This window comes from Chryseobacterium sp. GW821-FHT04C04 (assembly GCF_059420365.1).
Genome location: NZ_JBWKTO010000007.1, coordinates 63993 through 85025, shown reverse-complemented (window position 1 = coordinate 85025; position 21033 = coordinate 63993). Strand labels below are relative to the sequence as shown.

General features: G+C 35.8%; 19 protein-coding genes and 1 pseudogene. 2 read left to right on the top strand and 18 right to left on the bottom strand.

Annotated features, from left to right (window positions below; all coding sequences use genetic code 11):
• Positions 1-54: 54 nt before the first annotated feature.
• The gene (locus tag AC07UM_RS22055) at positions 55-2133 is read right to left on the bottom strand and encodes a T9SS type A sorting domain-containing protein (RefSeq protein ID WP_494684919.1); all 2079 of its coding nucleotides are present in this window, start codon (positions 2131-2133) and stop codon (positions 55-57) included.
• Positions 2134-2288: 155 nt separating this feature from the next.
• Between AC07UM_RS22055 and AC07UM_RS22050 the strand changes: the two genes are divergently transcribed.
• A complete protein-coding gene (locus tag AC07UM_RS22050) occupies positions 2289-3161 on the top strand; it encodes a helix-turn-helix domain-containing protein (protein WP_494684920.1) in 873 nt (290 codons plus the stop codon).
• A 92-nt stretch (positions 3162-3253) separates the two neighbouring features.
• On the opposite strand, the gene AC07UM_RS22045 is transcribed toward AC07UM_RS22050, so the two are convergent.
• Positions 3254-3538 (bottom strand): hypothetical protein, encoded by a 285-nt coding sequence (locus tag AC07UM_RS22045; RefSeq protein ID WP_170872059.1) that lies wholly within the window; start codon positions 3536-3538, stop codon positions 3254-3256.
• A gap of 93 nt (positions 3539-3631) precedes the next feature.
• Positions 3632-5239: a fumarate hydratase gene (locus AC07UM_RS22040; RefSeq protein WP_494684921.1), complete on the bottom strand. Its 1608-nt coding sequence runs from the start codon at positions 5237-5239 to the stop codon at positions 3632-3634.
• 227 nt (positions 5240-5466) lie between these two features.
• Here AC07UM_RS22040 and fumC point away from each other — a divergent pair, with 227 nt between their 5' ends.
• A complete protein-coding gene (gene fumC / locus AC07UM_RS22035; protein ID WP_494684922.1) occupies positions 5467-6861 on the top strand; it encodes a class II fumarate hydratase in 1395 nt (464 codons plus the stop codon).
• 74 nt (positions 6862-6935) lie between these two features.
• Here fumC and AC07UM_RS22030 read toward each other — a convergent pair whose 3' ends face one another.
• From AC07UM_RS22030 to AC07UM_RS21960, 15 genes and pseudogenes are all read right to left on the bottom strand, one after another.
• Positions 6936-7976, bottom strand: a complete 1041-nt coding sequence (locus tag AC07UM_RS22030; protein WP_494684923.1) for a porin family protein — start codon at positions 7974-7976, stop codon at positions 6936-6938.
• Positions 7977-8006: 30 nt separating this feature from the next.
• Positions 8007-8615: a hypothetical protein gene (locus AC07UM_RS22025; RefSeq protein WP_494684924.1), complete on the bottom strand. Its 609-nt coding sequence runs from the start codon at positions 8613-8615 to the stop codon at positions 8007-8009.
• A complete protein-coding gene (locus tag AC07UM_RS22020) occupies positions 8602-9162 on the bottom strand; it encodes an RNA polymerase sigma factor (RefSeq protein WP_103231440.1) in 561 nt (186 codons plus the stop codon). The genes AC07UM_RS22025 and AC07UM_RS22020 overlap by 14 nt, the downstream gene beginning before the upstream one ends.
• Positions 9163-9391: 229 nt before the next feature.
• Positions 9392-10330, bottom strand: a complete 939-nt coding sequence (locus tag AC07UM_RS22015; RefSeq protein ID WP_494684925.1) for a Dyp-type peroxidase — start codon at positions 10328-10330, stop codon at positions 9392-9394.
• A gap of 20 nt (positions 10331-10350) precedes the next feature.
• Positions 10351-11067, bottom strand: a complete 717-nt coding sequence (locus AC07UM_RS22010; RefSeq protein ID WP_494684926.1) for an ABC transporter ATP-binding protein — start codon at positions 11065-11067, stop codon at positions 10351-10353.
• Positions 11068-11070: 3 nt separating this feature from the next.
• Positions 11071-12537, bottom strand: a complete 1467-nt coding sequence (locus tag AC07UM_RS22005; RefSeq protein WP_494684927.1) for a DUF5687 family protein — start codon at positions 12535-12537, stop codon at positions 11071-11073.
• Positions 12538-12735: 198 nt separating this feature from the next.
• Positions 12736-13356 (bottom strand): annotated as a pseudogene (locus AC07UM_RS22000) (IS1 family transposase).
• 161 nt (positions 13357-13517) lie between these two features.
• Entirely contained in the window at positions 13518-14054 is a 537-nt protein-coding gene (locus tag AC07UM_RS21995) for an STM3941 family protein (protein WP_494684928.1), read from the bottom strand.
• A gap of 16 nt (positions 14055-14070) precedes the next feature.
• Complete coding sequence (locus AC07UM_RS21990; RefSeq protein WP_494684929.1) at positions 14071-14895, bottom strand: hypothetical protein; 825 nt, start codon at positions 14893-14895, stop codon at positions 14071-14073.
• A 471-nt stretch (positions 14896-15366) separates the two neighbouring features.
• Positions 15367-16071, bottom strand: coding sequence for a hypothetical protein (locus AC07UM_RS21985; RefSeq protein WP_494684930.1), 705 nt, complete (start codon positions 16069-16071; stop codon positions 15367-15369).
• A 1-nt stretch (position 16072) separates the two neighbouring features.
• Positions 16073-16837 (bottom strand): hypothetical protein, encoded by a 765-nt coding sequence (locus AC07UM_RS21980; protein ID WP_494684931.1) that lies wholly within the window; start codon positions 16835-16837, stop codon positions 16073-16075.
• 71 nt (positions 16838-16908) lie between these two features.
• On the bottom strand, positions 16909-17238 hold the full coding sequence (locus AC07UM_RS21975; RefSeq protein ID WP_494684932.1) for an RHS repeat-associated core domain-containing protein: 330 nt from the start codon (positions 17236-17238) through the stop codon (positions 16909-16911).
• A 136-nt stretch (positions 17239-17374) separates the two neighbouring features.
• Positions 17375-17794, bottom strand: a complete 420-nt coding sequence (locus AC07UM_RS21970) for a hypothetical protein (RefSeq protein ID WP_494684933.1) — start codon at positions 17792-17794, stop codon at positions 17375-17377.
• 2 nt (positions 17795-17796) lie between these two features.
• Positions 17797-18936 carry an RHS repeat-associated core domain-containing protein gene (locus AC07UM_RS21965; RefSeq protein WP_494684934.1) on the bottom strand — a complete coding sequence of 380 codons (1140 nt, stop codon included), beginning with the start codon at positions 18934-18936 and terminating at the stop codon, positions 17797-17799.
• A 330-nt stretch (positions 18937-19266) separates the two neighbouring features.
• Entirely contained in the window at positions 19267-20916 is a 1650-nt protein-coding gene (locus tag AC07UM_RS21960; protein WP_494684935.1) for a DNA repair protein RecN, read from the bottom strand.
• Positions 20917-21033: the final 117 nt, after the last annotated feature.

Genomic DNA, 21033 nt, shown 5'->3' with positions numbered 1-21033 from the left:
AAGTAATTGTAATGAACTATTTTTTATCTAACGAAATTCTTTGATAAGATCCGGTTAGTCTTTTATAATCTTTTTTGAAATGGATTGACCGTTCTTTAATTTTAATTCTACGATGTATAATCCTGAAGGCAGCTCGGTCATGTTGATCTGGTTATCCGAGAACTGTACATTCATTTTTTGCCCTACAGCGTTGATAATATTCACTTTTTCAATACCGGAATCTGCTTTTATCGTGAGTATCCCTTTTGTAGGATTGGGATACATTCCTACTACTGATTTATTCAGCTTAATATCCGAAGTTCCCAGAGAAGATGATGGCTTAATACATCTTACTGATGCCCCCTGTCCTCTCATGGCACCTGCTGAAGCATTAGCAATAGTAGTTCCTATATAAAGATATTTCCCTCCTGAACTCGAAGTGTCAGAACTCCAGAAGTATCCTCTTTGGCCTACATAAGTAAACTCGCCATTGCTTGAGCTTCTGAATCCTCCTGCCGGCAGTTTAAGATGACTTCCATAGGCTGTTGTAGGGTTTGCAATACTTTCAGCTCCTACCAGAGCAGCCCACTCTGCCTGAGAAGGCATTTTCCAGTCTGTCCCTATTGCTTTACAAGGATCTACTCCGGCAGATGCACTAACATCAGCAACGGAAGCTCCTGTCCATGTATCTCCACCTGAAAAACCTGCCCACCATGCTGGAGAACCTGCAATATAACCTCCTGCTGTTGCACTTGTTCCTTCAGGAGTATTAGGAGATGGAGCCTGTACAACCTGAGAGTTTCTAAGCTGGTGCCCATCATCCCATCTTCCCCATTGGAAAAGATCTCCATATGAATTCGCATCAGCCATTGATGAAGCAACCTGTGCACTTCCCAGATTCTGCTGAAGCCATATTTTTCCATCTGCACCCCTTACCGTAGTATAGGCAACCTGCTGACCGCGATACATAAAACTCACACAACCTACATCTCCCACATTCGATCCAGGATCTGTATTGCTGCATGTTTGTGGATTTAACGTTAAAGAGATTCTTTTAACTTTTGTAGTATTGTCAGAATAAGCCAGAACAAGGTAATTGTGTGCTTTATCTATGGCAAGATCATTGTATTTTGCTTCACCATCAGAAACGAAGTCACCTCCAAAAGGAACCCAGTTTTGTGAATCATCTAATTTATAGACTGTATTTCTCAGGAAATTATCATTTTCAAAACGGCTGGCCACCACATAAGGTTTCCCGGATTCTGTTACGGCTAAAGCAACATGCTGTACACTTCCTGCTGAAAAATTGGCATTTCCAACCTGCACCCAAGAGTTTCCGTCAAACTTTTTAACATTTACCTTTCTTCCTCCTCCTGAGTTTGAAACATAGGCAACATAGATTTTATTAGCTCCATCTAAAGCGATATCAGCATTATACTGTTCTCCTGATGAAGAAGCATCTACAGCCGCCCCACCTACTAAGTTCCAGTCTTGTGAGGAACTTGCATCCGTACTGTTTTGATATACTTTTAAACCTCCGGAAACATTGCATGTATACACTTTATTATTGGTTCCGATGACCATTTCAGCAAATTCAGCACCTCCTGAAAAGCCTGCATTTCCTACCTGCTCCCATGTACCGCCAAAATATCTTTTGACAGTCCCCTGACCATAGGATCCATAAGTGAATATAATATTGTCAGAAGATACTGCGGAAGCCTGATAGTTAACAGGGCTATCTGTAGCGTTAGGAAGCTGAGACCATAAAGATCCTGTAAAGAGATGTACTTCCATTCCGGAGCCTGGATAACCAATCTGGTTGGTATAATAGATGCTGTTTCCGTTAGGACTTATAGACAATGAATTGTATGTTGCCGTTCCGGTAGTAACTCCAGGACTTCCTCCTAAATAAGACCATGTACTTCCGTTAAATTTCTGAACAGAACCTTTGGCTACTGAAACATCATAATAGGAAAGATAATAATTTCCTGAATTATCAATAACCAAGTTATTAAAACTACTTCCCCCGGCTGATACATCCTGAACTCCTCCTACATTTTCCCATTGCTGAGCATACAAACCGCTTCCAGCAGCGGCTAGCAATGCTAATCCCGTGCTGATTTTCTTTATTGCAAAATGTAAATCTTTAAACATATGAAATATTATTTTTAATTATTCTAAATTTAATTTAATTTTGCGCAAAAGTACCTCACATAATTAACCCCGAGTTATCATTTTCGAACTTTTGGTTATCCTACGCGGTACTTTTACCTTAAGTTAGTTGTACCATGGCTGTAAAAATGTGTTGTATGAGGAATCATTCTAAAAGTGGACTTTTGTTCAGATCCGAAGACATCAAAATCATCATGCAGGAAGACCTGTGTCCTGACCAATCCTTCAAGTCCCATATGCTGGAAGGGAAATCAAGCTTTAATCTTATTTTCTTGCTAAGTGATGGTATCAATCTGGAAGCTCATGACTGTGGAACGAAATTCTTATTCAGGAAAAATCAATATATCCTTCATTATTCGCCTAACGAAAGTGTTGCTGAACTATGGACAGAAAATCAGGAGGTTTTGAGATATCTTCAGATTCAGATCAATTATCAATATATTTTTAACCTCATCAATCCGGAGCTTAATCACGAGAACGCAGAAATTCTGGAAAACATGACTCACAATAATTTTATCTTCCTTCATAAAGAAACACCTCCTGACATAACGGTTGAAATGCACATGATCATCAAAGAGATTCTGGGCTACACAAAGAAAGGAATCATGCAGAAATTATTTATAGAGGCTAAGATCATCAAGCTTCTTATTCTTATTTTCGAACAGTTCAATGAAAAGAATATCCTGGAATCAAATCCAAAGACCCCTGAAATAATCAGAAAATTCATCGATGAAAATTACCACAGAAATATAAAGGCTGAAGAAATAGGGAAATATATTGGGATGAATCAGAATATCATCAGAAAGGAATTCAAGGCACAGTACCATACAACAATTGCTCATTATATATCGGAACTCAGAATGTTGAAAGCCAAAAAGTTGATTCCCGATAAAAATATTATGATCAAAGAGATCGCCATTGAATGCGGTTATGAATATCTACAGAACTTTACACGGGCTTTTAAAAAGAAATTTGGGGTATCACCGGAAAGCCTGAGAAATAATAAATAGAAAAACCGCTTAATTGCTTAAGCGGTTTATATATGTTGTTTTGCTTTGATATTGCTTTTTCAGAATTCAGGTGAAAAAGCAATGACAATCAATTAATGATGATGTCCGTGATCGTGAAGGAAAGGTCCGTTTCCTTTAGGCTCGCTATAGATAACTTCTACACCTTCCTGCTCAGAAATAAGCTTTCTTCTGATATCTTCAGGATCGAAAGGCTTTACTTTTCCGAAATACTCTTTCAAACCTTCAGTTAGCCACATTGGGATTACTAATCCGAAGAACATGAAAATACACCAGAATCCCACTAAGAACATAGTAATGAAGAATATAGTCCAAAGGAACTGGTAGAACGGCCAAAATGCTGATAATATCGTTATCATTCTCTTAAAGATTTTAGGCAAAAATAGAACTTTTTTCCCTTTTACACAAAAGATACATGTTCTATTTTGTTATTTATTTTAATTTTAAACTAATTAGTGAGCAAGATTTGCGAAGAAATCGTTGCCTTTATCATCGGTAATGATGAATGCAGGGAAGTCTTTTACTTCGATTTTTCTTACCGCTTCCATACCCAATTCCGGGAAGTCTACTACGTCTACAGACACAATATTGTCTTTTGCAAGAATCGCAGCAGGACCACCGATAGATCCAAGGTAGAAACCTCCGTATTTACCACAAGCATTGGTAACATCTTTACTTCTGTTTCCTTTTGCCAGCATGATCATACTTCCTCCGTGGCTTTGGAATTCGTCTACATACACGTCCATTCTTCCGGCAGTAGTAGGTCCAAAACTTCCTGAAGCCATTCCTTCCGGAGTTTTTGCAGGTCCTGCATAATAGATCGGGTGATTTTTGAAATATTCAGGCATTGGTTTCCCGCTATCGATAATTTCTTTGATTTTTGCATGAGCGATATCCCTTGCTACGATCAATGTTCCGTTCAGTTTCAATCTTGTTTTGATCGGATATTTTGAAAGCTCAGCAAGGATTTCCGGCATCGGCTTGTTCAGGTTAATCTCAACGGCTTCTTCTAAATGTGGAGGAGTATCTGGCAAGAATCTTTTCGGATTCTGCTCAAGCTGCTCAAGGAAAATCCCTTCTTTTGTAATTTTTCCTTTGATATTTCTATCTGCAGAGCAAGAAACTCCCATTCCTACCGGACAAGATGCAGCGTGTCTCGGAAGTCTGATTACTCTTACGTCATGGGTAAGATATTTCCCTCCAAACTGAGCTCCGATTGCACTTTCTTGGCAGATCTTCTGAACTTTAGCTTCCCACTCAAGATCTCTGAATGCCTGTCCAGCTTCATTTCCTTCTGTTGGAAGATGGTCATAATATTTAGCGGATGCTTTTTTTACTGCAGCAAGGTTAGCTTCTGCGGAAGTTCCTCCGATTACCAATGCCAAGTGGTAGGGCGGGCAGGCCGCTGTTCCAAGATCTGAGATTCTTTCTTTAACAAATTCTTCAAGAGACTTTTCGTTCAGTAAAGATTTTGTCTTCTGGTACAAGAATGTTTTATTAGCTGAACCTCCTCCTTTAGTTAAGAATAAAAATTCATAGTAATCTCCTTTTTTAGCATAGATATCAATCTGTGCAGGAAGGTTAGATCCTGAATTCTTCTCATCAAACATCGTTAAAGGAACTACCTGAGAATATCTTAAATTTCTTTTTTGATAGGTGTTGAAGATTCCTTTGCTTAGGTATTCTCCATCATCTACTCCTGTATATACATTTTCTCCTTTTTTTCCCATTACAATAGCTGTTCCTGTATCCTGGCATGAAGGAAGAGCTCCTTCAACCGCTACTGCAGCATTTTGTAAAAGGTTGTAAGCAACGAATCTGTCGTTATCTGTAGCTTCAGGATCATCAATGATTCTTTTAAGGCTTTCCAGGTGTGAAGAACGAAGCATGAAAGAAACATCTGCCATCGCTTCTTCCGCTAATAACTCTAATCCTTTCGGATCAATTGTTAAAATTTCTCTGTCACCCAGTTTTTCAACCTTTACATAGTCTGATGTAAGCTTCTTATACACCGTATCATCTTTCTGAATTGGATACGGATCCTGATATCTAAAGTCCATTCAATTTTTGTTTGTGCAAAAATACGCCTCATTAAAAAAAATATGAGTAAAATCAGTCATTTAAATTGATATTTATAATGATTATAAATTGTGGGTTTCTGAGTTTATAAGTACCTTTATAGGAGCTAAATAAATGAAAGCCTAACATTATTTTTTGCATTAAAATTCAATAGTGTGAAGGGGTTTTAGGATTTTATCATCAACAGATCATACAAATTTCAACCATAATGAATTACAGAATAGAAAAAGACACCATGGGAGAAGTGCAGGTTCCTGCAGACAAACTTTGGGGTGCACAGACGGAACGTTCAAGAAATAATTTCAAAATCGGACCTGAAGGTTCAATGCCGCATGAGATCATTGAAGCTTTTGCGTACCTGAAAAAGGCTGCCGCTTTTACCAATACTGAGCTGGGAGTGCTTCCTGCCGAAAAAAGAGATATGATCGCCATCGTGTGTGACGAAATTCTGGAAGGAAAACTGAACGACCAGTTTCCTTTGGTGATCTGGCAGACAGGTTCCGGGACACAATCGAACATGAATGTCAATGAAGTCATTTCAAACAGAGCTCACGTCAATAATGGCGGAACATTGGGTGACAAATCAGAGATCCACCCGAATGACGATGTCAACAAATCCCAGTCTTCCAATGATACCTATCCTACTGCTATGCACATTGCTGCTTATAAAAAAGTAGTGGAGGTAACCATTCCGGCAGTAGAAAAGTTAAAAAATACACTGGCTGAGAAGTCAAAAGCGTTCAAAGATGTTGTAAAGATTGGAAGAACCCATTTGATGGATGCTACTCCACTTACCCTTGGACAGGAATTTTCAGGGTATGTTGCTCAGTTAGAGTTTGGATTAAGAGCTTTAAGAAACACTCTGCCTCACCTTTCTGAACTGGCATTAGGCGGAACAGCCGTAGGAACAGGATTGAATACGCCTAACGGCTATGATGTAAAGGTTGCCGAATATATTGCTCAATTTACAAAACATCCTTTCATTACCGCTGAAAATAAATTTGAAGCGCTGGCAGCTCATGATGCTATTGTGGAAAGCCACGGTGCATTGAAGCAGCTTGCCGTTTCTTTATATAAAATTGCTCAGGATGTGAGACTTTTAGCATCAGGTCCACGTTCCGGGATCGGGGAAATTCACATTCCTGAAAATGAGCCGGGGTCTTCAATTATGCCCGGAAAAGTAAATCCTACTCAAAATGAAGCTTTAACAATGGTTTGTGCTCAGGTTTTAGGAAATGATACAACCATTTCATTTGCAGGAACTCAGGGGAACTATGAGCTGAATGTTTTCAAACCGGTAATGGCTTATAATTTCTTACAGTCTGCCCAATTGATTGCTGATGCATGTATTTCTTTCAACGATCATTGTGCTGTAGGTATTGAACCGAATCATGAGAGAATTAAAGAGCTTGTAGATAAATCGTTAATGCTTGTTACGGCTTTAAATACTCACATTGGATATGAAAATGCCGCTAAAATTGCCAAAACCGCTCATAAAAACGGAACGACTCTAAAAGAAGAAGCCATCAATCTTGGTTTGTTAACTGCTGAGCAGTTTGATGAATGGGTAAAACCAGAAGATATGGTAGGAAGTTTAAAATAATGATTCTATAACTGATACAATGTAAAAACTCCGGGAATGACTCCCGGAGTTTTTAATTTACGCTCAATGTTTATTTAATCTAATCCAATGGCTAAGCCGAATATCAGTGCTTTATCATCCTTAAAATGACTGTCTTTAAAGAAGTTGCTGAAGTCTTTTTTAACAAATAAGCTAAAGCTGTTATACGATACAGTAAGCTGTGCTCCATACACGAAAGGATTTACCTGATAATTTCCGCGGTCTCTGGTTTCGCCATCATTTCCTTTTACAATGTTGTTGGTAGACATTTTTACCCCTCCATATACATTGGCCCCTACTTTAAATCCTGTGTAATAGCTTCTGTACTGGATATCCATTCCTGCATTTTTAAGCTTGGAGAAATTATACTGCATACCGAGAGGAACGATAATATATCCTGTTCTCAGTTTACTTTTATCCAGATTTTCATTAGCTTGTACCAAAGCAACTCCCTGGTCAGCACTTTTTGCAAAGTACATATTGTTGTCTGCTCTCAAGGTTCTCCAGGAAAACCCTAACCCTGAAATAACGGCCCACGGACTTGTCCTGCTTAGCTGATAATTCAGTTTCAAACCAAATTCCAGATTATTGGCATACCCGATATTTTTATCGAGATTATTGTCGGGAGAACTATTTGTCAGTGTCATGATTCCGTAAGAGAAATAGCCTGTAAAGCTTCTGCTGGGGCGGAATTTTTTTAACAGCTTTTCTTTAAGATCTTCTTTCGAGGTAACATCGGTATTCAAAAGTGAATATCTTACCTGCTTCTGAATAACATCATCCAGATCAAATCCCAGTTCTTCAATTCTCTTATCCATTTTCTCGGAGTAACGGTCTGCAATCTGGGCCTTCTCTCTGTCAAAATCTGCTTTATCAAGATTTCTGGCCTGTAAAACGGTAAGTTCATCTTCCATCAGTTTCTTTTCCTCCTGAATAATAGTATTGATCTTTGTGGCATATTCTTCCACTTTCTCCTTTACAATCGGGCTTACCTCGGTATCTTTTTTAGAAGACAGGTTAATATTCAGTGCTTTCTGTGCATGGAATGATGCTGCAGAAAAGCATAGCAATCCCATTACGATTAATTTCTTGATCATATTATTAATTTTTAATTTTTTACGGATAAATTATCTGGCATTCAAATCGATAGTAGTCGCTACGTTACTTCCATCTTTGGTTTTTTCAATAACATCTTTATGTTCTACTGAAAAGAGAAGTGTAGAAGGATCTACATATTTTTTCTTTTTAACCGAAGCTTTCAAAGAATCGGCTTTTGCGATGAGTTTAGGATGAGAAAGCTGAGGAATCTCCAGTTTCTTTACGGCAGTTTCTCTAGGAATAAGTTTATTTTCACCTATTGCCACTGCAGAAATGACTTCTTCTTTATCTTGGGAAAGCGTTTTGTTTACTTCCTTTTTTTCGTCGTCCTGAACAGCTAAAGGAGTATTATTTTGAGCAGGCTCTGTTGCTATTTTATCGGTGTCCGTTTTTTCTATCGTTTTTACAATTTCAGGTTGAATTTCTGAGGGTTGATTAAGAAAAACCAGAACAGTTCCCAAACTCAATGTCAAAAGTAAACATGCAGCCACCAAAAACCAGTTTACTCTTGATTTGGGAGGGTAATTACTCGTATTCTGAAGTTCAATTTCAGACCACAAATCTCTGGATGGAGCCATTTCTCTTTCTTCAATCTGTCTTTTGATCTGAAATTCAAGATTATCTTTAGACGTTTTCATTTTTCAATTTTTTTTGTTGTTGAAAGTAGATCTTTCTTAATTTTTCTTTTGCTCTGAACAGCTGTGTTTTGCTCACAGCCATTGAAATCTGCAAAGTGTCAGCAATTTCCTGGTGCGAGTACCCTTCCAGCACATAGAGGTTAAAAACCATCCTGTAGGCATCGGGAAGCTGATCCAAAAGGTCCTGTGCATTAAAATCACAATCAATCTCCGGTTCGTGGATGTCTTCGTGAAAAGACTGGTTGATCTCGTCCAGATAGAATACTGTTTTATGGCTTTTGATAAAATTCAGGCATTCATTCACCACAATTCTTCTTGCCCAGCTGTCCAGGTTCGACTCTTCTCTGAAGGTTTCTATGTGCTTAAAAATTTTGCAGAATGCTTTAATGAGACAATCTTCTGCCTGATACAAATCGCTCACATAGCTTTTGCTTACACTCAGGAATCTCTTCACATTCTGTTCATAGAAAATCTTCTGTGCAGCCGGATCCTGTTTCTTCAGGAGGCTCAACAAATCATTCTTTTTATTTCCGAACAAAAGTTTCATGCTTATGCTGTTTCTACTTTAAAGACAATCAAAACAAAAAAAGGTTACAACTTAAAAAAATATTTTTTATTTACTTAATAACGACACTGTTCCAAAATAACATTTACAACACTGAAAATCAAGCATTAATGACTTAATATACAAATTATAAAAATCTGAGAATTCTGTATAGTTTCTGTAAAAACAATTGATAAAAGGCTGCCTCAGAGTGAGACAGCCTTTTTATATTTTATCCTGAGAATTCATCAAGCATATTTCGGGTAGGAACAAAGAAAAGCGTTCCTGTAACCGCTGTACTGAAGTCTAAGATTCTGTCATAGTTTCCCGGGGGATCGCCTATAAACATATTGGTCAACATTTTTTTGGTGGTAGTAAATGTACTTGAGTAGGCAATAAAATAAGTTCCAAACTCATTAGTAGAAGGACTTCCAAAAGGCATATTATCTCTGACAATTTTCAATTCTTCACCGTTTTCACCTTCGATATTGGCTAACGCAATATGGGAGTTGGAAGGTTTCACATCATCAGACATTTCAATATCATTTTCCTTTGATCTCCCAATCACTTTTTCCTGATCTTCTGTAGAAAGCCCTTTCCAGGCAGCCATATTATGAAGATATTTCTGAACGAAGAGATAACTTCCATCTTTATATTGAGAGTCTTCGTCTCCGATTTTTGCAAAATAATCGCGGTCATCACCATGAGGATTCTCTGTTCCGTCAACAAAACCTAGAATAGAACGTGCATCCCAATATTTAAACCCGTGAATTTCCAGAATGCTTTCAGCAACTGAGCTCAATAGATTTGATATTTCAATAGCCATATCAAAGATCAGGCTTTTATTATCTGCTCTTAAGTGAAAGTGAAGATCACCCGGCGTGGAAACAGCGGTATGTTTTATCCCTTTGATTTCTTCAAAATTGGTCAGTTCTTTTGGCGGAGGTGTCGGAAGTTCCAGTTTTTTCCATGCTTCAGCTCCAATACCCATTACACAGTTTGCCCTGCTGTCCGGGAATCTGTTGAAAACCGAATTATTAAGGTTGAGTACCAATGCACACAATTGTTGAAAGACCTCCTTCAATTTAGGATCCTCATGAAGCTTCCACACCATGAAAATCGTATTGCTGTTAGGATAATCTGTTACATTTTGTGATTCTGCCCTATTCATACCTATCTGTTTTTAATGTACTAAATATCCGAAATTGAAACCTGATCTGCAAAATATTGCTCCAGATCTTTTAACGTCTCCGGATTGGTCTGAATATCTTTTACCAGAAGTCCTTTGTTCACCACCACAATCCTGTTGCAGACTTCCGTAGTATGGGACAAATCATGGCTGGATATCAGGAAAGTAACACCCTCCCGCTTAGACAATTCCTTAATCAGGTTTTTCAGTTTGATCTGTGTGGACGGATCCAGGTTGGCAAAAGGTTCATCCAGAATAATAATTTCAGGATTTCCAATGATGGCTCCTACAATTCCTACTTTTTTCTGATTTCCTTTCGAAAGATCACGGATATATTTTCCTGATTTTAGAATCTCGCCATTGAAAAAGTCGTGAAAGGGTTTTAGAAATTCATCTATTGAAGCTTTATTTTGCCCTCTCAGCTCTCCAATAAAGTAAAAATATTCTTCAGGGGTGAGATATCCAATAAGAAAAGTGTCATCTACAAAGGCTGAAACTTTATTTTTCCAGGCTTCAGATTCACTGACTTTGATTCCGTCAATGCTTACAGATCCGGTAGTCGCCTGAATCAAATCAAGCATCAGGCTAAAAAGGGTTGTTTTTCCTGCCCCGTTGTTTCCTACAAGGCCGAAAGTTTCTCCGTTTGGAATCTCAAGATGTTCGATATTAAGAACAGTTGCTGTTCCATATGTTTTTGATAAATTATGTATGTTGATCATGGCTTAACCTTTATTTTTAAATGCATCAATGGTGCTGTATTTTTCTTTTTTGTAAAGTTTTACGATAATATTGAATATTCTTTCTCTCATGAAAAATCCTATAATACCGATAATGGCAATGCTTATTACCCCTCCAGTAATTCCTGAGAAATATTTTGCTAATGCAAATACCCCCATCGGAAGAAGCATTTTAGGAATCAACAGAAGCATTGCTACCAGATTGAAACTTCCTTTCTGCCCCATCCTTTTCTCTTTTGAATTAAGATCGATCTGATTTTTATTGAAAGCCCCGGACCATAAGGTAAATTGAGAATTGACTCCTATATTGTAGAGTCCTGCAGCGAAGAATGTAACATAGACCTCCCAACCGAAATACGCGTAGCATAGCGCCACAATCATAGAAACTCCCGTTACTATATTCATCAGCCACCATTTGGCCTTTAAATAGTCTTTGTACGGAACATTCAGGGTCATCATCAGGGGATAATAAGAACTGTCAAAAGCAGGAACCCTCTGTCCAAACAGAAACTGAAAACCTCCTGTCACAAAAAGACCCATAAACATCATCATTGCCGGAGTTTTGTATAGCGAAGACGAAAACATCAGCAATCCATAGAACAGGAACATAAAACTTCCCAGAAGAATACCTTTGGCCACTTTATTCCGTCTTAGCATTTTAATATCATTATTGATAAATGTTCCGGTAGCTCCGTATTTATTTAAGAAAGCAATATTTTCAGTTTTCCCTATTGTCTTTTTGGCTTCAAGTCCCTGATCCAGGTAAAATTCTTTACGCAGATAACGGAAACAAAGCCACCACAAGATCACAAACAGGGAAACAGGGATCAAAGCAAAATAAGGTTTTTCATAGAAACTGTAGAAAACAGATTCAGAATAAGACAGAACCGGAACGATATTGTAATATCCCAAAGCTCCGATGCCCACAAAGAAAACTCCTATAATAATGGCCAGTGTTTCTTTACCATTGAAGAAGATATTGATGAAATTATTCAGATAGAGTAATGAAATAACTCCTATAAGCCACACCAAAATTCCTAAAATGCTATATCCGTTAAACAAAGCAATCAATGAAAATGTAATGAAGAATAGAGAACTCAGCCAGCTGAATGCTGAAAGAAAGGTTTTGGACAACATATAATTGACCAGTGTATTCTTCCTGATATTCATGGTAAGAAAGGGCTTAATATTCTGTGTAGGAATTTCCTGCCAGAGATATTTAATGACCAGATCAATAATCCAGGCAACAATCATGAATTTTGAGACCACTTTTAAAGGATCCTGGTGCATTTCTTCCTGTACATAGAAAAAAGCAATAAAAGCCCCGCCTACGAGACATCCCATGAAATACAGAATTCCGATGAACCGGAATATCTTCATGGCCAGATTGATCCCTAAAGATGTACCACGGAAAAAGCTTTTGATTTCAAGCCTAAGGAACTTTAGAAACATATTTTAGTTTTTATACATTAGTAAATATAACGTATAATATGTTACAGATTTAATTGGAAAAACCTCTGATTATTTACAAATAATAAGAATCAAAATAAAAAAGATTATTTCCTAAGTAGTTTTTCTATTAATAAAGATAAAAGTGATTCCATTCTATGTTTGTTTGTACCGTCAAATGTAGGAGACATGCTCAATTTTTTATAGAGCTCTCTTAACCCTAATATTTCCAAAAATAAAAATAGCCTTTAAAATTAAAATACTTCTACTGAAGCAGATGGTTTTCCTATTCAATCTTTTTAAATGGGTTCTTAGATCCAGATTTTTTCTTTCTATTGTATTTGTTCCAAATCTTGTGGTTTTGTGAATTTCTTTTGGAATAAGATATTAATAATTTCTCAGTTTATCTGTATAGATTTTATTTGCAACCCGACAATTTGTCTTGTTTTTATTTATGGCGTACACCAGCCAAACAGGATTAGTTTTCCTTCTGACAAAGATCCTCATCTCATCCAGTTCGTAAGATTGATTATAGGAAATTAAAGGCTGAAAAATACGATCGGCAATAGCAATGATTTTTTTAAGTAGAGTTCTTGTTGATATTTCTAATACCCTCGCCGTGCTTCTTATTCCTAAACCCTCCTTTGTCAAACGGATAACATCTGCATTAAGCTCTTTTTTGTAAGCCTTATAAGAATACTTTAAAACACTGATGCCTTTACACAACCTGCATTGATAACGTTGCTTACCATAATTGGTTTTGCCATATTTGATAAAATCTTCACCAACACATTTGGAATATGAATAGATTTTTACATTCATAAAGAGCTGTTTATTTCATAAAAATAGAAAGAGCAACCGTTATAGTTACTCTTTCTTTGAATATTTAATGGAGATTTCCTTTTGTAATCTCCATAGATATTGCATACCAACATATCTGAAACATTACATTAATTTTCAATACATTTGAAATATTTCCCCAATCAATTATTCAATTTATATTTTTCAAAACTTTTTAATAGAGTGTCTTCCAGCTGAGTAAAACTACAACTTATAAAATTTGATGATATTGATATAGGAGTACCATAAGATTTATAATTTCCATTGAGTAATTTTGATTTTACACCTGTTGAAATATTAATGTAATGCTCAGGGTTCTTAACCTTTATAAGCAAAAAATTTGTCGATAACACATTGCTCTTTTCTATCGAAATTATATCCTCCCACTTAATGAGGCCAACACCTACAAAACTAGAATTATCAATAATTCCTAATTCATTTATTATAATCCCCATATTTTTATCAGATAATCTTTTTTTAATTATTGTAAGCAATACGAAACCAAAAAATAATAAAGCTACAATACCAGCAATACGTATAAATAATATATTTTTAAATATTGCGGATACGAATTTGTTTGGATTAATTGCTAGCCATCCTCCTAAAAATATAAATATTAAAGATCCAATTATTGATAATAAAAATTTTTTATTACAAGATTTAATTACTTTCGTTTCCATGTTCTCTTTTTGTTATTTAATAGATTACACCTTCTCCTGTTTTTGTCCCTATTATACCTCCAGCTATACCACCAATTACTCCACCAATAAGAGCTCCTGGAGCTGCTCCTACACCACCAAACCAAACACCAATTCCCGCTCCTATTTCTGCACCCAGAGTAGCTCCTCCCCAAGCTCCTATTGCACCTCCTACAGTTCCCGTGGTTGCCTTTGTAGCGTTATGTCCAAATGTTCCTCCGTCTTGCTGAACCCCGTTATAGATATTGACTCCTCCTATTATAACAGTTGCTGCTATACTAGCTTTTCCTAAAACATTTCCAACTTTACCCATGTAAGAAGGATTTATATATGTTTTACCATTTCCGTAAAATTTTGTAAAACCTAAATTAATTGGTTTATTTAGGCGAGCTGTACCAATATATAATTTGCCTCCATTATTTCCATTATATGAAAGCCCTTCTGCAAATCCACCTAAACCATCATTTATATTTCCAATTAAACTCAAATTCACAAAACTTTGGGTAGAAATCTTAGCTCTATGTATTCCTCCAAGATCTATGTCTGAATAGATATCATCACCCATTCTATAAGCATCTTGGGTAGCAGTACCCGTATACCATGTCACCTCAGTATCACCGAAGCTAAGTCCTGACATAGATCCTCCATTATTAAAATAATTAAACACGGATATTGCATATTTTCCAGTGAAAGTGAAACTTCCACCGCCACCTTGACCGTCATTCCCCAAAGCTTTGGTTTCTATCATTCTTCCACTTGCATCACGAAAAAGCAAAGGCATATTCCTTTTATCTGTTAAACCATTTCTGCTAAAGAAGTCCATGACAGCACTTCCTGGAGTATATCCTCCCTGCAGATTATCTACGGTAAGTCTTCCGTCCGGATCGATAAACCTTATAGGATTGTTGTTCCTATAATAGTAGGGGTAAACCTTCTGAATGTTTCAGCTAACGGATCTACAACGCCCCATCTTCCTAAATCCGGCATGTATATTCTTGCTCCATAATCAACTGAAGTTCTTTCCCATTATATTATAAGAGTAATAACCTCCAAAACTGGGGATACTTAACATTCCTGAAATGTGGTTGAGACCAAATATGGATAATAATTGTTGGGTGTCTGTCACTTCAACAGCTCCTCCGCTGTTTTTTGCAAAACTTATCCTGACTGAACTACCTTCTCAGCCTTCATAAAAGCCTCTCTTTAACTTGTCTGTCAAGGTGGTCTCTATACTGATAAATATAACAGCTAGGATATAGGGTGAAAAAATAACTGCTTTTACAGTGGTTTTGCTTTATTTATAAAAGTAATTAACTGGAGAATTGTTTTTAATTTTAACATTAATAATATTACTGTCTATATAATTATTTAAGAATTTATATTTCTGTAATTTTACCCTTTGGGAAACTGTTAGATATTTACTAATTTCTTTAAATTCGCATAAATTTAAATATAGCTTATAACTATGTGATTCTTCAAGAATATAATTATAAAAAATTAATTCTTGATTTGTTATGTTGTTTAAATCAAGGTTAACATTGAATGTTACTTTTTCTTTAGGTTTTAAATAAATCAAATTTTTCATTATTTCATAGTTAATGTATGCGAGATTATAATTTTTTATATTATTATTTTTACTCCATATCATTACCTCTTTTTTTAATTTTTCTCTTCTTTTATTAAGATTATAAAGAATAGCATCACGTTCAGAATCTTTATTATATCCCAAAATATAATTTTCCTTATTTCCTTCAGGATTTATAATATTAACCATAAGTCCAAAGCTTGGAAATTCTTTTTCGTATTCATCAAATGCATCACATGTTGATTCGTAAGGTCGAAAGTGAGACCTGTCTAAAGGGAAAATATAACTTTCTTCCGAATCATTATAAATAGTTATGTTCACTACAGAATTTATTAGTTTAAAATCTAATCTTAGCTGACCAAATATTGTGGTAAAAAAGAAAAAAGATACAATGGTTATAAATTTTGTTTTCATATTACTTTGATTGATTTTTTTGGAAATTATAGATATTTTTCCACTCATACATTAAACGATTGATATTTTTTCCAACAAGATCTATAACTGACTGTTCATGCCCTTGCCCTGCTGGACCATAATAAAAAGAAGCTGATTTAAATGGGTCTTGATTATTATACTTTGTGTATCTAGTAGCCCCTACAGACATTTCCCATTGTAATCCCATTACTTCTTGAAAAAAATTAAAAGATCTAGGGCTTGATTCGGGAACTCTTGTTATTTCACTAAACTTACTTTTAAAAAACATATTTGCAAAAACATGCCCGTACATTTCGTGTCCAAGCGTAAATGCATAAGATAAAACATTTGGATTATGTTTCATATTAATAAAAACAGTATTTCCACGTGTGACGGCAGGACTATTTATATTAGTGTCTTCTCTAAATTCTGTTTTTGTAATCTTATACAGTTCAGAAAGTGATGATTTACCAGAAGATACTAATTTTTTCCAATCGTCATATTTCGCTTTCATTGTTTCTGGTTCAGGAAAGTCTTCACCTATCTGTTCTCTTAAATTCAATATTACATTAGCTTCCATATAAGATGATATATCTCCAGTGAGTTCAACACCAACACTTTCTAAGATTTCTCCTATCGTTATTTTACCTTCACCTTCACCATCTTTACCTAAGGCTTTGGTTTCTATCATCATTCCACTTTCATCACGGAAAAGCAAAGGCATATTCCTTTTATCTGTTAAACCATTTCTGCTAAAGAAGTCCATGACAGCACTTCCTGGAGTATATCCTCCCTGCAGATTATCTACGGTAAGTCTTCCGTCCGGATCAATAAACCTTATCGGGTTCTTGTTTCCGTAATGATAAGGAGTAAACCTTCTTCAGCTAATGGATCAATGACGCCCCATCTTCCCAGATCCGGCATGTACATTCTTGCTCCATAATCAAACATCCCTGTTTCCTGAAGCTCTTTGCCATTATATTTATAAGAATAATAACTTCCAAAACCAGATGTGCTGAACGAATTTGAAATATGGTTTAATCCAAACGGATAATAATTGTTGGTGTCTGTAACTTCAAGAGCTCCTTCGCTGTTTTTTGCAAAACTTATCCTGAGTGAACTGCGTTCGCAGCATTCATAAAAACTTCTCTTTAACTCGTCTGTCAAGTGGTCTCTGTACTGTTAAATATAGCGGTTTCTTCAGAACAAATAATAAAACCACTGCATCAGCAGTGGTTTTGTTTTATTTATGGACATGAGCGAGACGCTCGTAATAGGAAGAACATATCTAAATTACCACTAATTATCTACTGTTTTTAGGAATGACATTCATAATCAACCAAGACCCATTTATTGGATCTCTCTTTAAATAATAAATAATTCCATAATCTAAATCAGATGTAGCTAAAACAATTGAAGCTAAATTTTTATTTAATGTAAAGCTATAGATTATAAAGTGATTTTCATTTATAGGTTTTGCCGTTTGTATTATTATATTTTTAGAAGCATTTCCATATGTTTTTGAATTTTCCACTAATAGCTTTTTTTGGTCATATATAATAATTTGATTAGTTTTATAATATTTAAACAATTGATCGTGGACTACTTCGTTATTAAAGAATTGAGATAAAAAAAGATTTCTTTGTTTACTACTTTTCATATTTACGCATGAAAATAAGGCAACTAAAATAACTATAGAGAAAAATTTGATATTTAATTTCATATTTATTTAAAAATGTTTTGTAGTGATTTAAAATTTAATTTCACATAATTGGTAATATTATCTGAAATTTTCTTATCATAATGTCCTATGCCCATACCCGTTTCGCCTTGTCCAAAAGCTTTATATTCAAAAAAATTACCTACATCACCTGGTCTATAGCCTTTATTTTTTAACATAAAATCTGCAACATCTTCAAATGGAATTTTTCTTTTACCTAAATCATCACCCCAATGAGTTGTTTCATGAGCAATTACTGAAGCAGTATAAAGTAAGTTAGAGATACCCTCAACAGTATTACTATCTCTATTTGCTTTTTCAAACCATTCAACCAATGCTGTTTGAATACCTGCTGTATTTAAAGTACTACTTTCTGTCATTCCTATATGTAAATATTCTGCATCTCCAAAAGGTAATGCCATTATTTTAAGGTACATACCTTTGCCAAATTCAAATGATTCAGTAAGTTCCTCTATTGAAAACCCACTTGCTATACTAAGAGCATTCATAAAATTACCGTCAGCAACCATATTAGGTAATTGATTTTTCACAAAATTATAGAAAGCCGGATAGTTTTTCTTATAGTATTCTTCCTGACCTTTTGGAAATTGAAAAGTAGGACTTCCACCGCCACCTTGTCCGTCATTCCCCAAAGCTTTGGTTTCTATCATTCTTCCACTTTCGTTACGGAAAAGCAAAGGCATATTCCTTTTATCTGTTAAGCCATTTCTGTTAAAGAAGTCCATAACAGCACTTCCTGGAGTATATCCTCCTTGCAGGTTATCTACTGTAAGTCTTCCATCCGGATCTGTAAACCTTATCGGGTTATTGTTTCCATAATGATAAGGGGTAAACCTTCTGGATGCTTCAGCTAAGGGATCTATAACACCCCATCTTCCTAAATCCGGCAAATACATTCTTGCTCCATAATCAAACATCCCTGTTTCCTGAAGTTCTTTCCCATTATATTTATAAGAATAATAACTTCCAAAACCAGATGTGCTGAACGAATTTGAAATATGGTTTAATCCAAACGGATAATAATTGTTGGTGTCTGTAACTTCAAGAGCGCCTTCGCTGTTTTTTGCAAAACTTATCCTGGTATTTCCAAGATGGTCTCTGTACTGGTAAATATACTGACCCATTTACCAACACATCTGAAACACCAGGTATGATCGTCAATATTTTAGATAGCCTATTTTCTCTTTTCTTCTGTTTTGGCTATCAACAATCTTATCTCAACTTTACATTTTTACTAATATTTTTATAATTAGAGTATTGGTTTCCAATACTCTAATTTATTACCAACATATTTGGAACATTACCTACTGAAAAAGGAAATTCAACAAAAAGATGCAAAAATAGAAGCTCTAAGAAAGAGAATTGAAGAGTTACAAAAATGATAGACCCTTCGACAGGCTCAGGATGACATCGCTGTTTCTAGAGTTGAGAAATTGGGGTTTTAATTAGCTGAATTAGCCAATTAATTCTTTTGCTTGTGCTAAAGCGGCTTCGGTAATTTTGCTTCCGGAAAGTAATTGAGCTATTTCATTGAGTTTTTCTTCGTCGCTCAAAGGTATAATGGTAGATTGTGTTCTGCCTGAAACATCCTGCTTTACGACTTTATAGTTGTCATTTCCTTTAGCAGCAACCTGTGCCAGGTGAGAAATAACGATCAGCTGCATGTCTTCGGACATTTCTCTCATAAGATTTCCGATCTCTTCAGCTACTTTCCCTGAAACTCCGGTATCAATTTCATCCAGAATAAGGGTTGGAAGCTCATCACTTTCTGCAATAATCTTCTTTACAGCAAGCATTACCCTGGATCTTTCACCTCCGGAAATCGCCGTCTGAATTGGTTTTAAAGGGAACCCGGAATTGGCCTGGAACAGCAACTGGATATTTTCTTTTCCAAATTGATTGAACTCGTCTGCATCCTGCAGTTCTATATCTACTTTTGCTTTTTCCAGCCCTAATTTTTTCAGAAGTCCTTCTGCTTTTTTGATGAAAACAGAAATATTTTTGTGTCTGTTCTTGGAAAGTTTTCCAGCAAGAGTTTGAAGTGTTTTTTCTTTATGAGAAATATTTTCTTCTGTTTCTTCGATCTGTGTTTCCAGTTCTGAAGCGCCTTTCTGATCTCCTGCCAGCTGGTTTCTGATCTCAATCAATTCATTAAGATCCGAAACATTATGTTTAAGGAATAAGGCGTTGATTTTATTATTAAGGTCGGTAAGATATACCAGATTTTCGGGATTGATTTCAACTCTCTCTGCGGTATGCTCAAGTTCGGAAATGATATCTTTAAGCTCAACAAAAGAAGTCTCAAGCCTTTCATCAAGTTCTGCAAAACTGGTGGAAACTTCAGAAATTTTTGAAAGTTTGTGGGTCGCTTCATGAAAGAAAGACAAAATTCCTATTTCTTCCTGATGGAATCTCGATAAGATCTGACCTACATTTTCAGAAATCATTCCTGCATTTTCCTGAATAGAAAGCTGGTTCTGAACATCTTCATAGTCTACATCATCAAGTTTCAGCTCCTCCAGTTCATTGAGTAAAAATTCTTTATAATCACTTTCTTTATTGGATTCTGAAAGTTGGGTTTTCAGTTTTTTCAACAGTAATGTAAGGGTCTGAAATTCAGAAAATGTCTGTTGATAGTCTTCGATAATCTTTTTATTGTCAGAAAGTCCGTCAATAATTTTAAACTGGTATTCTGATGTAAAAAGATTGGATGTTTCAAATTGGGAATGGATATCAATCAGCTGCGAAGAAAGTTCTTTAAGAATATCCAATGTTACAGGAACGTCATTAATAAATGCACGCGATTTTCCTGATGGAAGGATTTCTCGTCTGATAATCGTCTGAAGTTCGTAATCCAGATCGTTTTCAATAAAGAATTTCTTGAACTGGTTGTTGAGTGAAAACTCTGTTTCCACCACACTTTTTTCTTCAGTCTTAGCAATGGATTTTACATCTGCCCTTTCTCCCAAAATAAGACGGAGAGCCCCTAAAATAATAGATTTCCCTGCTCCTGTTTCACCGGTAATAACCTGTAAACCATTCTTCAATGATACGTCAAGGGTATCAATCAGGGCAAAGTTTTTAATGTAAATTCTCGAAAGCATTGATAATCCGGGTTATGGTTCAATTTGAATTTGAACTGTAAAAATAGGTTTTTTTTTAATGAAGTGAGAAAATGTTTTTATGCATTCTGCTCGATTATAGTATTCTATTTTTAACCT

Bases quoted from the DNA above. Each gene is read 5' to 3' on its own strand.
- AC07UM_RS21995 (WP_494684928.1), bottom strand. From the start codon at position 14,054: ATGGAAACGAAAGTAATTAAATCTTGTAATAAAAAATTTTTATTATCA.
- AC07UM_RS22025 (WP_494684924.1), bottom strand. From the start codon at position 8,615: ATGAAAACGTCTAAAGATAATCTTGAATTTCAGATCAAAAGACAGATT.
- AC07UM_RS21985 (WP_494684930.1), bottom strand. From the start codon at position 16,071: ATGAAAACAAAATTTATAACCATTGTATCTTTTTTCTTTTTTACCACA.
- AC07UM_RS21980 (WP_494684931.1), bottom strand. From the start codon at position 16,837: ATGGACTTCTTTAGCAGAAATGGTTTAACAGATAAAAGGAATATGCCT.
- AC07UM_RS21990 (WP_494684929.1), bottom strand. From the start codon at position 14,895: ATGGACTTCTTTAGCAGAAATGGTTTAACAGATAAAAGGAATATGCCT.
- AC07UM_RS22030 (WP_494684923.1), bottom strand. From the start codon at position 7,976: ATGATCAAGAAATTAATCGTAATGGGATTGCTATGCTTTTCTGCAGCA.
- AC07UM_RS22005 (WP_494684927.1), bottom strand. From the start codon at position 12,537: ATGTTTCTAAAGTTCCTTAGGCTTGAAATCAAAAGCTTTTTCCGTGGT.
- AC07UM_RS22040 (WP_494684921.1), bottom strand. From the start codon at position 5,239: ATGGACTTTAGATATCAGGATCCGTATCCAATTCAGAAAGATGATACG.
- AC07UM_RS22045 (WP_170872059.1), bottom strand. From the start codon at position 3,538: ATGATAACGATATTATCAGCATTTTGGCCGTTCTACCAGTTCCTTTGG.
- fumC (WP_494684922.1), top strand. From the start codon at position 5,467: ATGAATTACAGAATAGAAAAAGACACCATGGGAGAAGTGCAGGTTCCT.
- AC07UM_RS21960 (WP_494684935.1), bottom strand. From the start codon at position 20,916: ATGCTTTCGAGAATTTACATTAAAAACTTTGCCCTGATTGATACCCTT.
- AC07UM_RS22010 (WP_494684926.1), bottom strand. From the start codon at position 11,067: ATGATCAACATACATAATTTATCAAAAACATATGGAACAGCAACTGTT.
- AC07UM_RS22015 (WP_494684925.1), bottom strand. From the start codon at position 10,330: ATGAATAGGGCAGAATCACAAAATGTAACAGATTATCCTAACAGCAAT.
- AC07UM_RS22055 (WP_494684919.1), bottom strand. From the start codon at position 2,133: ATGTTTAAAGATTTACATTTTGCAATAAAGAAAATCAGCACGGGATTA.
- AC07UM_RS22050 (WP_494684920.1), top strand. From the start codon at position 2,289: ATGAGGAATCATTCTAAAAGTGGACTTTTGTTCAGATCCGAAGACATC.
- AC07UM_RS21965 (WP_494684934.1), bottom strand. From the start codon at position 18,936: ATGGGTCAGTATATTTACCAGTACAGAGACCATCTTGGAAATACCAGG.
- AC07UM_RS21970 (WP_494684933.1), bottom strand. From the start codon at position 17,794: ATGAAATTAAATATCAAATTTTTCTCTATAGTTATTTTAGTTGCCTTA.
- AC07UM_RS22020 (WP_103231440.1), bottom strand. From the start codon at position 9,162: ATGAAACTTTTGTTCGGAAATAAAAAGAATGATTTGTTGAGCCTCCTG.